This window comes from Paenibacillus sp. FSL R7-0312, from assembly GCF_038004445.1.
Lineage (GTDB): Bacteria > Bacillota > Bacilli > Paenibacillales > Paenibacillaceae > Paenibacillus_AQ.
The window spans coordinates 7,137,239-7,151,190 of sequence record NZ_JBBORE010000001.1 but is presented as its reverse complement, the minus strand read 5'-3'; the positions used below and the strand labels follow the sequence as shown (position 1 = coordinate 7,151,190).

The window sequence follows — 13,952 nt, the reverse complement described above, 5'->3', positions numbered from 1 at the left end:
GAGCAGTCCAGTTGATCGTAACATACCCTCTTAAAGTGTAAGAACATAGGGAGTTTCCTTTCTAATTATCCAAATGGCTTATCATGCCGGCTCTGCTGGACAATCGGGCATTACAAGGTGAATGGTGACAAATAGGAATAATGGACAAAGTTCATACAGTGTGGAAATTAAAAATAAGTTTAAATAGTTAAATATGGATTTTGGAATGGAGTTCTAGAAAGATGATGGAGAAGATGAATACCCGGAGTCCGGTCATTTGCAATTTAGAGGATGCTGCAGACCGGATGATTGAACTGCTAAGCCAGATTTTTACGTCAAATACGATTATGATTACGATTCACGGTTTAGGCTTGGTTCCCCTGCTGCGGACCTTCAACCGGGAAGCGCCTATCATGAAGGAGGAGGACAATTTCGCCCTTCTTGATCCTATTCGTAGTCTGGTTATTCTTAATGACAATAAGCCGACAATGGTCGCTGACACGCATAATCATCCGGGGTCCACTGCTCTTGAATTTATACATACACGGGGCATACACTCGTTCATTGGCGTTCCTCTGATCACGGCGCAAGGGGAGTCTGTGGGTACGATCTGTCTGATGGACCCTGCAGCCGGCCTGCATACGAAGGAAGACCTGGATATATTAAGCGCAATGGCCTATTTTTTCACCTATATTATGAATTTGGAACGGAAAGTTGAATTCATAGAACAGCAGAGCCAATCCAAGCTGAATCTGTTTGCCATGCTCAGTCATGAAATCCGCACCCCGATGAACGGCATTATCGGCATGACCGATCTGATGATGACGACTGAAATGGACGAGCAGCAGCAGTTTTACATGGAGATCATTGAATCGAGCAATGCCAAGCTACTGCAATTTCTGAATGATGTTCTGGATTTCAGCAAAATGGAAGCGGGCAAGCTGGTCATTGAAAAGGAACCGTTTGATATTATCACCGCACTGGAGGAGAGCGTCTATTTGTTCTCCACCAAGGCTTTTGAGAAAAATCTGGAAGTGATTCTGAATGTGGATTCGGAAATTCCCCTGTATGTTCTGGGTGATGCCCCCAAGATACGCCAGATCATCATGAATATAGTAAGCAATGCCCTGAAGTTCACCCACGCCGGGGAAATCCTCATCGAGTTGAAATCATTGCCTGTCCTCCGAGAAGAAATAGGAATAAGGATCACGGTGCAGGATTCTGGAATAGGTATAGCGGAAGACAAGCTGAAGCTGCTGTTCAACAAATATACCCAGGTTCACCAGAGCAGCGAGCTTCATCATTACGGAGGTACCGGACTGGGACTGGCAATCTGCAGACAGCTGGTGGAGCTGATGGGGGGAGAGATCTCCGTTGAAAGCCGTGAGGGGACAGGGACGAAGCTGGAGGTCACTCTGTATCTCGAAAAATATACAAGCCTGCCCTCGATTCCTTTCGAGAAAGATGTGCTTGCCTCCATTAAGATGCTGGTTGTTGATGATAATCAGACCAGTCTGCATGTCATCTCTTCGGTACTTGAGGACTGGAGTGTGGTAGTTAATTCTGCCCAGACCGCCAAGCAGGCGATGGATCTTCTGGCAGCTAACAACGATTATGATCTGATCCTTATGGACAAGGATATTGCAGGGACAGAAGCTACAGAGCTTGCCAAGCGAATGCGCCAGCTTGCTCCGGGCAGGAAGCTGCCCGTGATTTTGCTTGCTCCCCTGGGGACGAATCTGGACGAGGAGACCAAATCGCAGTTCGCCTCCATCATTATCAAGCCCATCCGCAAGGTGCATCTGCTCAATAACATATTGGCTTTGCTGAAGCACAGCAAGCCGGAATCCTAATTGCGCATTCTCTTCATATAATTGACGCGAGCCGTTTCTCCTGAAGTTGGGCGCTCCTGCACAGAACTGGCCGGAATGGCTGAAGCTCCTGACTCATTGTTAGGAGGTTGTCCGCAGCCTTGCGGAGGAGTTCCAGGCTGTGCATGTACCGCTTCAGGCTGTTTTTGAGGGAACCGTAGCAAGAATAGATGCGTAATAATGGGTCTGGGATGGTGTGCATCCAACAGCGGCCAGTACAATCTGATCGCTGCAGAGTGGCTGAGAATTGTGGGGTAGAGCGGGATTCTGCAAGGGTAAGCCAGCCCGGTCTCAGCTCCTCTAAGACAAATTCGGATTACAGCACCTACAGTGACAACGGAATAAGAGTAACAACAGCAATAGCAATAGCAAGAGTACAAGTAACAGTAAATTAAAGTGAAAGTAACAGTTAAAGCAAAAGTATTTGCAGCAAAGTATACAAATACCGCAGCACTAGAGCCTGTTTGAAGCCGGGATGTTACCGGAATTCAAGCGGGCTTTTTGGTTAGGTTTACTTTAGGGAATCATGAGTTTTGTCTGTTGCGGATAAGTTTCATTGGGATGTGGAGCGGATCTGCCAGTCAAAGGGATAAATCCTTCTGAATCCGCCGAATGCGGGCGCCAGGCGGGAATGAGGGGCATTAGTGCGCTTGATTTCACAGGCGGCTGCCCGGAAGTAGTCTGTCTGGAGTGGCGTAAGTGGCTTGATCTACTTAAGCTGCACAGGCTCCATTAACTCCATAAACTCCATAAGCTCCATAAGCTCCATAAGCTCCAGCTTGATTTGCCTTCCGGGTGATTTTTTTCTTTGCCGAGCAAAGGCTGGCGAAATAAGCTGTTGCTGGTTGCTGGTTGCTGGTTGCTGGTTGCTGGTTGCTGGTTGTTGGTTGCTGGTTGCTGGTTGTTGGTTGCTAAGTGCTGGAGCAGGTGAGCGTACCGTCAGCAGAGTGAAGCGGACTGAAAAGCTCTTATTTCCCGAAAAACCCTTTTTATGAGGGTTAAGCGGACTGAGAATCAGCTATTTTGTTCATTTGGGCGTGAAATGGGCTGCGGCGGACCCATTTACGGAATCTGAGTCCGCTTAGCCAGCAAATCTGCCAGATTTGGGCAAATAGCGGATTTTCAGTCCGTTTGATTAGCTGATGGTCCAGATGGATGGACTATGATAAGCTCCGCCAAGCACTCGCATAGAGCGTGCGAGAAGTGCTAACTGCAAGTCCGCTTCATCCATTAGGGCTTCAGCCATGAAGGCCTCATCCATTACGGCGCCAACTCGGGTTGTAGCAGAGGAAATCCCCTCGAATTATGTTGGGGCGTATGAATTGGTGCCCTCCCCTTGTACATACGGTAAATCCATCCTCCGCATACGGTGAGTTCACTGTATCTTAAGCCGCTTATTGCCTGGCCCCTGGTCCGGGTGACATAATCGAAGAGTAGGCATGTACAGAGGAAGGCGTGAAGAACATGGACTATTTCCGGAAGCAATCGTTCCGCAGTAAATTAAAAACCGCATTCCTGGCCGTGATTCTCCTCTCTGTACTGATGACCGGAGGGCTATCCTATTCCATCTCGGCGGCGATCCTGGAGAAGAATGCGCTGAAGCTCACCCAGGATACCGTCGTCAAATCGGCACAGATCATCGACGAGAAGCTGAACAAGCTGACACTGATTATGATGACCTTTATGATCAGCCAGCCTTTTCACGATATGATGAGAGATGTCGTCTCCGGGGACACAGGCAGATATTATACCCACCTGAATGATCTTGATAACGTTTTCTCGCAGGCGCGGATTGCCGAGCCGCTGATTCAGTCCATCTATGTGTCCACGCCGATCGGGGAGTTCTACCCGTCGTCAATGAACCGCAACCGGCTGACGGAGTTCAAGGATACGTTTCTGTATGAGCGCATTGAACAGGATAAGAAGAACCTGTGGGTCGAGGGCCATGAGGATATGCTGTTCTCCGGTAAGGACCGGGTGATCTCACTGATTCTGGAGCCCATATTCGATACTCCGGTAAGAGGTGTATATATTGTAGTCAATATCCGCGAAGACGGCTTCCGCAAGCTGGTAAGCGGAGGCACCGGCGGCGGGGCGCGCAGCTTCCTGCTGAACGCTTCAGGTGAGCCCGTGTATTCTGTGAAGGACCCGCTGGTCTGGCAGGCGGTGGAGGGCAGTCATCTGACCGGTAGGATCAGCAGCAGCCGGGATCTCAGCAATACGTTTAAGCTCGGCGGTGAATCCTATCTGCTGAACTATGCCCATCTGGGCATCGCGGATTGGACGATGACCACGATCCAGTCCAAAGCCAGCGTGCTGAAGGATATGATCTATGTCAAGTGGATGCTTGTGGTGGTGGCCTTCGCTGCCTTCACGGTCACGATGATGGTATCCGGCGCATTTACCCGTTATCTGCTGAGGCCCCTTCAAGGTCTGATGAAGGTGATGAAAAAGGTGGAAAGCAATGATCTGACCGCCCGGTTCGAGAGCAGCAGTGGGGACGAGCTGGCCCAGGTCGGTATCCGCTTCAACCGGATGCTGGAGCAGATCGTAGTGCTGATCGGTGAAGTCACTGAGGCAGAGACGAATAAACGCTCGGCGGAGATCAAGGCGCTGTCGGCGCAGATGGACCCTCATTTTCTGTACAACACGCTGAATACGATCTACTGGAAGCTGAATCTGAAGCAGGTGGAGCAGTCGCAGCGAATGGTAGTGTCGCTGTCCCGGCTGTTTCAGCTGGGGCTGAATAAGGGGCAGGAGATTACTACGCTGTCCAAGGAGCTGGAGCATGTCCGCCAGTATCTGGAGCTGCAGTGCAGCTGCTATGAAGGGTTGTTCCGTTATGAAATCTACGTAGAGGATGAAGCGCTGAATACACTCGCTATTCCGCGCATTCTGCTTCAGCCGCTGGTGGAGAACAGCATTCTGCACGGCTTCCGTGATCTGGAAAGCGGCGGAGTGATTGATATAGAGATATTGGACGAGGGAGAGCGCTGGTGCCTTACAGTCCGCGACAATGGAACAGGCATGGAGGAGGATCAGGTTCGTGCGCTGTTCTGGCGGGAATCGGATAAGGGGTATGCCGTGTCCAATCTGATCCGCAGGCTGCAGCTCTATTACGGGGACAGTGCGGTGTTCCGGGTGGACAGCGGGCCAGGCAAGGGAACGGCGGTCATCATATCTTTACCCAAGAGAGAGGAGCATCAGGATGGACGATAATGGTGTGATCAGCATGTGCATTATAGACGATATCAAAAGCGTAGTCGCAGGACTCACCTGCATGAACTGGGCGGAGCAAAGTATCCGGGTGGCGGGTACGGCAGCCAACGGGGAGGATGGGCTGGACATGATCTCGGAGCTGCGCCCGGATCTTGTAATTACGGATATACGGATGCCGAGGATGGATGGGCTGTCCATGCTGCGGGCCGTGCTGGAACGCCACCGGGACTGTAAGGTGATTCTGATCAGCGGCTATGCTGATTTTGAATATGCGCAGCAGGCTGTCCAGCTTGGCGCTTTTGACTTTGTCGTCAAGCCGTTTACCGAAGAGGATATTATGAAGGCGGTGCTGCGGGCGAAGGCGGAGATTATGGAAGAACGGTCGAAGCTGCTTACCCTGCGGGAGATGGAAAATAGGCTGCGGGAGAGTCTGCCGGTACTGCGGCAGGAATATTTCGCCCTGCTGGTCAGCCACCGTACAGCCTGGGAGCAGGCGGCGGCCCGCTGGGAATTCCTGAATATTGATCTGAACCCGCAGGGGTTTGTGGTCATGCTGCTTGAGATTGATCACTTTCAGGAGCGGGCAGCCGAGCTGTCCATCCGCGAGGTGGAGCTGATCCGCTTCTCGCTGCTCAATATCACGCAGGAGACGATTGCCGAGCATGCGCGCTGCGTAGTCTTCCGCGCCAGACATAACCGCTATCTGGCGGTTATGAATGACTGCAGCGCGGTCAGTGCAGTGGAGATCGCCGAACGCTGCTGCCGGAATATTGAACGCTACACCAAGTTCACCGTTTCGGTCGGGGTCGGAGGCAGAGTGGAGGAGACGAGTGAGCTGCCCGATTCCTATCTGCAGGCCAACCGGGCGCTGGCCTATCATCTGTTCACAGAAGGCAATGCAGCCATCCGTTATGACGATATTCTCCCGGCCGGCAGCCAGGAGCCGCTGTCCCTGGAATACAAGGACGAGCTGCTGCTGGCTCTGCGCTCCGGCAATGCCAGCAAGGCAGCGGCCATTCTGGAGGATATCTCGACGGGCCTCCAGAGTCTTGTCTCCCGGCAGAATCCGGATTATCTGCTCAGCCTGTACGATGAGCTGGCTGCCTCGGCGATCCGGAGCTTCTATGAGCTGATTCCGTATGCGGATATTCAGCCGCTGATCCAGAGGTTCAGGGCCGCTCAGGGAACAGCGGGACTGCCGCTGGCCTCTCTGCAGCGGCAGCTGCTGGAATTATGCGTGGAAGGGGCCGGACTGGTGCGCAAGAACAGCCTGTCCGAGGGGCAGAAGGTTATCTATGCCTCACTCAATTATATTCAGAGCCATCTCTCTGAGGATATAACGGTAGGGGATTGCGCCGCTTACGTCCATCTTAGCGCGAGCTACTACTCCAGTCTTTTCAAGAAGGTGACCGGTATGACGGTCACGCAGTATGTGACTACGGAGAAAATCCAGAAGGCCAAAGCGCTGCTGGTAGAGGGGATGCCGGTGCAGGAGGTCGCCCTGGCAGCAGGTTATGAGGAGCGGCGGTATTTCAGTGAAATGTTCAAGAAAATCACCGGGCAGACACCTTCGGAATTCAGGGCGGGCTATCATCCTGACCGGCCGGAAGAGAAACCTTACCGATGACGAAGGCCGATCCGCAACGTACCGGCGTCATTTATGCTAATTATTTCGCACACACGGAGCCCCACTCCGTGAAGTACGAAGAGGGGCTGACCTACTATCTGTTCCGGTTTCAGGCGGAAGGAACCTGCCGGGCGCTGGTGGCGGGCAATTACGAGACCATCATCCCCGGAGACCTGCTCATTTATCCTCCCGGTCAGCCCTACGGACTAAACGTTCAGCCCCGGAGCGTAACAGCAGCGGGTGAGACTCAGCCTGCTTCGGACTATTTCCTGGCCGGCAAGGGGGAGTGGCTGGACTCGTGGTGGGCTAACACAAGCCTGCCCGTAAAAACGAATATCGGTTTTGACGATACGGTGCTTACGCTATGGAAGCATATCATCAGCGAGAAGAAAAAAATCATGCAGAACTTGGACGAGATCCTGGACTATCTTCTGAGAACGTTTTGCCTGACCCTGGAGCATGTGATTGGGGTCAATGCGCGCACCAAGGGAGCGGATACCGCGTACAAGCTTAAGTTATTCATAGACAACCATGCCCACGAACCGCTTAGCCTGGAGCAGATTTCGGCCTCCGCCGGGTTAAGTGTCTCCCGCTGCTCCTATCTGTTCAAGGCTGCTTTTGGCCATTCTATGTTCGCCTACTGTATCAGCGTCAGGCTGAAGCTTGCGCAGCAGCAGGTGCTGTACAGTGATCTGACGCTTGAACAGGTCGCCGACAAAACGGGCTTCCAGAGCTATGCCCATTTCTGCCGGATGTTCCGTGGACACTTTGAACATTCCCCGGGAGAATACCGGCGCAGATTCGGGTTCCGCTTCCATCCGTAGGGATGCACAGATTAGACATCTGTATACAGAACCTGATGCCCCTGAAGAAGGATCGAATGCAGCTTCTCCATCTGTACATTCTGAACAATCCCGTCTGCATCAAGCGCTAGTGCGGCAGCAGCCGCAGCCGATTGTCCAAGGATCATAAATACGGGCTCCATCCGGATTGATCCGTAGGCGGCATGAGTAGCAGATACACATACCGGTACGATCAGATTGGTGCACTCCGTCCGTTTCGGCACAACGGCCCGGTAGCTTATCGGGTAAGGCGCAGCCAGTCTGACATAGAATCCGCCCTCTGTGCTTACATGACCGTCTTCGTTCACATAATATTGGGTGTGGTGCGAGTCCATGGCGAAGGAGCCCATTCCGATGGAATCCGGCACCTGTTTGTCCAATCTGACATCATGCTCCGTAACCACATAATCGCTGATCATTCTGCGGGATTCCCTGATATACAATTGGGGTGTCCAGTGGCCACTGTCCGTGAATTCATCCAGCGGCAGCCCCCACGGCTTGTAGACCGCCCGGATGTCCTCCGGCACCCGCGGATGATTCTGCAGGGTCCAGACATAACCTTGCTGATAGATGCGGTGTGCCTCCCACATGGCTTCTCTTGCCGGATAATCCGCCTCCGCATAGCTATGGTTCATTCCATTGTAATCCGTTGAAATGCCGCTGTTGTTATTGGAATCCGTCTTCTCTGCTGTGACCCGGTTTAACTTGAAGAAGCGGGAGCGTTGTCCCTGCTCAATGGCCCGGAACAGAATTTCATAATCGGCCTCGTTATATCCCTCAGGCTTCCCGATCTCCAGGCGGTTGGCGGGGTTGTCCGTCAGGCACATGCGGAAGTTATAGGCCTGAAGCTTGTTGTCACCGTCACCGATGCCGCCGCCGCGGGTAACATTGACACGCGGGAGCAAACCGCTTGAGGGTACTCCTTTAATGATATAGGGATCAATACCGGATGGAAGCTCGTTCAGCTCGTCGCCGGGCTGAATACCGTTGAGCGTCTCTCCGTAAGCTGAATTCGGCTCCCGGCCGACAGTATAGGATACGCCGGATTTGCCCATCAGATCGCCTTCATACGTAGCGTCAATAAACATTCTGCCCCTATAGATGTTCCCTGATTCCATGCGTATAGAGGTTATTGTCGTGCCTTGTCTGGTCACTCCGTCCTGAAGCTCAAGCCTATCACCGCAGACAACTTCGATAGGTTGTTCGGACACCAGGTCCTGCAGTACTTCGAGCGCCACTTTGGGTTCGAACAGCCAGCGTGCCCCGTCCTGATTATATTTCCGGGCTACCCGCCGGTAGAACTCCAGGGACAGGCCGCCGACCGCCTGCTTCATCCCGATATCCGTATCTCCCAGACCTCCGCTGGTCATGCCCCCAATGCGCTGCCCCTGCTCGATCACCACCACGGTTTTGCCCATTTTTGCGGCTTGGACCGCAGCTGTAATCCCTGCCGCGGTTCCTCCGTAAATGACAATATCATACACTTGTTCCCGGTTCATAGTTCCCCTCCTAATGCCTGTTTTCACCTGCAGAAATTATCATAACCGCTGGCCGGCCAGGCGGGAATGATGGATCTTCCTTTTTGATTTGACGGATCTTACTGTTTTGGTCCGGAAGCTGTTTTTAGAGCAAAAGGCTTTTGAAATCAGGGATTTCGTATGATAAGGTGATTCCTGAAAAACGGCAAAAGCTCTTATTCCATGATGTATAACAGGAGGAACTATGAAACTATGAAACCGAAGAAACCGAAATTCCGCTATTTGGACAAACCGGCTCTTGAGCCTGTACCAGGCTGTGACTGGGCGGATAAAATGGTGTTGAATCCGGCTATTATTCAAGACCCTGATTCTGATGAAATCCATATGCTATTCCGGGCCACCGGGCCATGGCGGCACAAAAGAAGAGAGGGCTGTCATGATCCCTATCCGATTTTTCTGGGTTATGCGAGCAGCAAGGATGCGGGAGAAACCTGGGAGGCTGACTTTACAAGACCCGCTCTGGCGCCTGCACTGGGGTATGAGGAGCACGAGCTGTATATCACGGATATTTACGGTAATGAAGTGCGGAATTATGCCAACGGCTGTGTGGAGGACCCGCGTATCTTTTATATCGAAGAGGAGTTATACGTCACGGTGGCCTGCCGGCCGTTTCCCCCTGGCCCTTATTGGCTCAGCAGCCAGCAGCCTCCGGTACAGACGCGGTTTGAATATGTTCCGGATTGGATCTTTGCCGGAGATGAGGCAGACCCGTTCATTCAATCGACCCGGGCTAATGACACAGTCAGTGTGCTCTACAAGCTGAATCTGGATAAGCTGAAGCAGGGTGAATATGAAAGCGCTTTTCAGTATGTAGGTCCGCTCACCGAGGGACATGTCAGCGATAACCGTGATGTGTTCTTATTTCCCCGGAAAATGAGGATTGCCGGTAAAATGCAATATCTTATGCTGCATCGGCCGATGAATGTCCTTCCCTTTGAAGGGGGAGAGAAGGCGGGTAAGCCCTCGATTTATCTGGCGGCAGCGGAAGCCATAGCGGATTTGGCCTCGCCCAAAGCGGTGCACAGCCTGCTGGCTTCCCCGGTCTTTGACTGGGAGGAAGATCGTGTGGGCGCAAGCTGGCCGCCGGTAGACCTGGGGAACGGAGAATGGCTGGTGCCTTATCACGCGAAGAAAAATGTCCAGTTCGGGTATACGCAATCCTTCATGATCCTCAGGGAGCAGGACAATGATGTCCCGGCTGTTATTCACCGCTGCTCCGACCGTTTGATGTATGCAGAGCGGGATTGGGAAATGCCGGAGGATTACCCGACACCCTGCCTGTTTACGACCGGAGGCATTGTCGTGGGCGATGATTTAATCATGTCTTATGGCGCGGCAGATCAGAAGGTGGGGATATCGTGGGTTAATTTTGCAGAGTTGCTGGCGTATATCCGGAACTACGATGAGAACGGGAACCTGACCGGATAAGGAAGCTTCAGCAGCTAAGAACCATAGATTTCTGTCCCTAGAGAGTGAGTCTGCCGCACTCCTTTTGCGGGGGAGGGGGCTTATAATGAGAACGAGCTCACAATACAAATGTTAATCAAAGGGGTAGAATGTATGCAGAAAAAATGGTTGGGTCTCAGCTTGAGCCTCATGCTGGCCGCCGGAATCGCCGGCTGCGGCGGGAACAACAACAAGGGTGCGGCAACTGAAGCACCTGATGCAGGCACGGCAGCTCCCGCGGCAACAGCCGCTGCTGGCGGCAACTCTGCCGCAAGCGAGCCTGTACAGCTTAAATACTGGACGGACGACCGTCATGACCAGGAATATATCAAAGAGCTGATCAACAAGTTCAATGAGACCAACGGCGAGAATATCCAGGTGGAGCTGACGGTGATGTCCGAGAACTACGCGCAGAGCGTCGATATTGCTTTTACCAGCAATCAGGCACCGGATCTGCTCCGCCTCAAGAGCGGCAATACAGCTGAATTTGTCAAAAAAGGATATCTGGCACCGATTGACGCTTATCTTACCGATGACATGAAAACCAAATTCGGCAGCATAATTATTGACAATGTCAACCGGATTGACGGCAAAGTCTACTCCTTAGCGAATACCGGCCTCACTCTGCGCCTGATCTATAACAAGGATCTGTTTACCAAAGCGGGCATCGCGAATCCGCCTGTATCGCTGCAGGAAATGGTCGATGATGCCAAGAAAATTACCGAGCAGGGCAAAGGAGAAGGTGTGTATGGCTTCGCGCTGAACTTCAAAAGTCCGAAGTCGGCTTTTGACCGTTCGATCCGGGAGATTCTCTCCTTGAGCGGCTATCAGGGACTCGGCTTTGACCTGAAGACAGGCCAGTTTGATTTCGCACCTTACTCCCAGACCATCGAGTACTTCAAGCAGATGTATGAAGACGGCAGCATTCTGCCAGGTGCAGAGACGCTGGACATCGACCCGCTGCGCGCCCAATTTGCGGCAGGAAAAATCGGGATGTATCTCTCCTTCTCGACAGAGCCGGGGGTGTATCAGGACCAGTTCCCGACTGAAATCAACTGGGCGGGTGCCCTGGCTCCGACACTGGATGGCCAGATTAAAGGAACCTCTGAAATCGTGTCCGCCGGTACCTGGCTCGGCATCAGTGCCAAATCAGCGCATCAGGAGGCTGCCTGGAAATTCATGCAATACATGTACGGTGACGATATTCTGAAGACGTATCATGAGAAGGGCTTCGGGATTGCCGTAGTGCCAACCATTGTAGAACAGGCCAAAAACCCGGAAATTAACGGCATGGAGGGGTTCCTGGTCGGCGAGCATGACTCTCTCTGGCCTGCAGTGCCAAGCGTTACTCCGGAGGGCTCTACCTATGCGGATGCTTTCTTCAAATATATCCTTGCAGGCGGAGATGCCAAGGCCATCACTGAAGATTTGAACACAAGATATAATACCGCCTTGACCAAAGCGTTAGAGAAGGGTGAGGTTACCGTTACGCCGGACCCTGCCTTTGATCCGCTGAAACCGCAGGGAGAATAACAGGTTAGGAAGGGGCTTGTACGGGATTGCCGGCGCAGCCCCTTTGCTTTCCCCGAAGGAGGACAACGCATGATTTACAAATGGAGAAGGCTTGGGGAGAACTCCCTGTTCCTTGCGCCGAGCATTATTCTGACGATTACCCTTGGCATCTATCCTTTATTCTGGATGCTGCGTTATATGTTCTATGATTATGCCGGGTACGGTGAGGCGCTGTTCGTAGGCCTGGACAATTTCCGCCGGCTGCTCCGGGACGGCCTGTTCTGGGAATCGGTCCGCAATACCTTCGTCTTTGCCGGAGGCAAGCTGCTGCTGACCCTGCCGCTGTCCCTGCTGCTGGCTGTCATTCTTAATGGCAAACTGCGCGGGGTGAGTCTGCTCCGGGGCATCTATTTCATGCCGACCGTGATCAGTACGGCGGTGATCTCCGTTGTTTTTTATAACATCTTCAATTCCTATAACGGGATGGTTAACACGGTTCTGATGAAGCTGCATCTGGTCTCACAGCCGATTGACTGGCTTGGTCCGAAGCATGCAATGCTGACGGTTATCATCGTGGCGGTCTGGGGTGCGGTCGGCAACTATATGCTGCTCTTCCTCGCCGGGCTGCAGAGCATTCCGCAGGATCTGTACGAGAGCGCGGCCATTGACGGGGCGAACGCCGGAAGACGCTTCTGGAATATTACGCTTCCGATGCTGGCTCCGGTTGCCCAGATGGTCATTATGCTGGCGATTATCGCTTCCCTGAAGGGCTATGAGAGCATCATGGTCATTACAGAAGGCGGACCGATCGGCAAAACCGAAGTGATGTACCTCTATCTGTATAAGCTGCTATTCCCTGTATCCACCGGTTCACCGGTAGCGCAGCAGTTGGGCTACGGCAGTGCCGTGGGCTTCGCATCCGCCGTGATTGTCGGCGCGGTTACCGGACTGTATTTCTACTTCAGCCGCAAAATGAACAAGGTGTATTAGGAGGTTTATTGATATGAACGAACATGTGATAGCCAAGCAGCCGACGGGACGGCCGCAGACGGCGCCCCGGCCATCCGGCTATGCCGGAAGAATAGCGGTCCGGACGCTTATGTGGCTGTTCCTGCTGGCAACAGCACTCCTGACCTTATTTCCGCTGCTGATGACACTGACCGGCTCGCTGAAAACCGGGGCGGAAATGATGACCGGCGGGAGCCTGCTTCCGGCGAAGCTGCAATTCGCCAACTATGCGGAAGCCTGGAAACAGGCTAATTTTGCCCGCTATACCTGGAACAGTGCTTTTATGAGTGTAATGGTTACAGTGGGGACGCTGCTGGTAGCCTCGATGGCCGCCTATGTGGTGGACCGGCGTAATTTCCCCGGTAAACGGATCTATGTGACGGTGCAGGCGTCCATGATGTTTATTTCGGTGGGTGCGATTGTGCTGCGCCCGCAGTTCGATCTGATGGTTGCCCTGCATCTGAATACCACGCTGTGGGGGGTTATTCTGATTCTGGTGAGCGCCCATTCCAGCACCTTTTTCATGCTGCAGGGCTTCTTCAAAGCGATCCCCCGGGAACTGGATGAAGCGGCTATGGTCGATGGCTCCGGCTTCATCCGTACCTTTTTCCGTATCATCCTGCCACTACTGACTCCAGGACTGGGTGTTGCCGGACTATTCGCCTTCCGCCATTCGTGGAACGAATACATCCTGCCGCTGGTATTCACCATGACCAATCCGAAGCTGCAGACGCTGACTGTCGGGCTGGCGAATCTCCGCTACGGCTCCTCGGCCGCGATGCAGATCCATCTGATGATGGCCGGGGCCTGCCTGTCCATTCTGCCGATGCTGCTGGCGTATATTCTGGCCAATAAGACCTTCATCCAGGTTACAGCCGGTTCGGTGAAAGGGTAGCTCTAATCTTGTATA

The 13,952-nt window shown here is 52.9% G+C and carries 9 protein-coding genes; 8 read left to right on the top strand and 1 reads right to left on the bottom strand.

The genetic code is table 11. The features are described from left to right. The first annotated feature begins 221 nt into the window (after positions 1-221). The 4 genes from MKX70_RS30895 to MKX70_RS30880 all read left to right on the top strand — a co-directional run bounded on the left by MKX70_RS30895 (position 222) and on the right by MKX70_RS30880 (position 7,520). Complete coding sequence (locus MKX70_RS30895) at positions 222-1,832, top strand: GAF domain-containing hybrid sensor histidine kinase/response regulator (protein WP_340789349.1); 1,611 nt, start codon at positions 222-224, stop codon at positions 1,830-1,832. Positions 1,833-3,314: 1,482 nt separating this feature from the next. Next, positions 3,315-5,069, top strand: a complete 1,755-nt coding sequence (locus tag MKX70_RS30890; protein ID WP_340789347.1) for a cache domain-containing sensor histidine kinase — start codon at positions 3,315-3,317, stop codon at positions 5,067-5,069. Continuing rightward, positions 5,059-6,696, top strand: coding sequence for a response regulator (locus MKX70_RS30885; RefSeq protein ID WP_340789345.1), 1,638 nt, complete (start codon positions 5,059-5,061; stop codon positions 6,694-6,696). The genes MKX70_RS30890 and MKX70_RS30885 overlap by 11 nt, the downstream gene beginning before the upstream one ends. Continuing rightward, positions 6,693-7,520, top strand: coding sequence for an AraC family transcriptional regulator (locus MKX70_RS30880; protein WP_340789344.1), 828 nt, complete (start codon positions 6,693-6,695; stop codon positions 7,518-7,520). Before MKX70_RS30885 ends, MKX70_RS30880 begins: the two co-directional genes overlap by 4 nt. An 11-nt stretch (positions 7,521-7,531) precedes the next feature. On the opposite strand, the gene MKX70_RS30875 is transcribed toward MKX70_RS30880, so the two are convergent. Further along, the gene (locus MKX70_RS30875) at positions 7,532-9,037 is read right to left on the bottom strand and encodes an FAD-dependent oxidoreductase (RefSeq protein WP_340789343.1); all 1,506 of its coding nucleotides are present in this window, start codon (positions 9,035-9,037) and stop codon (positions 7,532-7,534) included. A 231-nt stretch (positions 9,038-9,268) separates the two neighbouring features. Between MKX70_RS30875 and MKX70_RS30870 the strand changes: the two genes are divergently transcribed. The 4 genes from MKX70_RS30870 (at position 9,269) to MKX70_RS30855 (ending at position 13,937) form a co-directional block, all read left to right on the top strand. After that, on the top strand, positions 9,269-10,504 hold the full coding sequence (locus MKX70_RS30870; protein ID WP_340789341.1) for a glycoside hydrolase family 130 protein: 1,236 nt from the start codon (positions 9,269-9,271) through the stop codon (positions 10,502-10,504). A 132-nt stretch (positions 10,505-10,636) separates the two neighbouring features. Then, the gene (locus MKX70_RS30865) at positions 10,637-12,055 is read left to right on the top strand and encodes an ABC transporter substrate-binding protein (protein WP_340789339.1); all 1,419 of its coding nucleotides are present in this window, start codon (positions 10,637-10,639) and stop codon (positions 12,053-12,055) included. 69 nt (positions 12,056-12,124) lie between these two features. Further along, complete coding sequence (locus tag MKX70_RS30860) at positions 12,125-13,024, top strand: carbohydrate ABC transporter permease (RefSeq protein WP_340789337.1); 900 nt, start codon at positions 12,125-12,127, stop codon at positions 13,022-13,024. A 13-nt stretch (positions 13,025-13,037) separates the two neighbouring features. Continuing rightward, positions 13,038-13,937: a carbohydrate ABC transporter permease gene (locus tag MKX70_RS30855; protein ID WP_340789335.1), complete on the top strand. Its 900-nt coding sequence runs from the start codon at positions 13,038-13,040 to the stop codon at positions 13,935-13,937. Positions 13,938-13,952 lie beyond the last annotated feature (15 nt).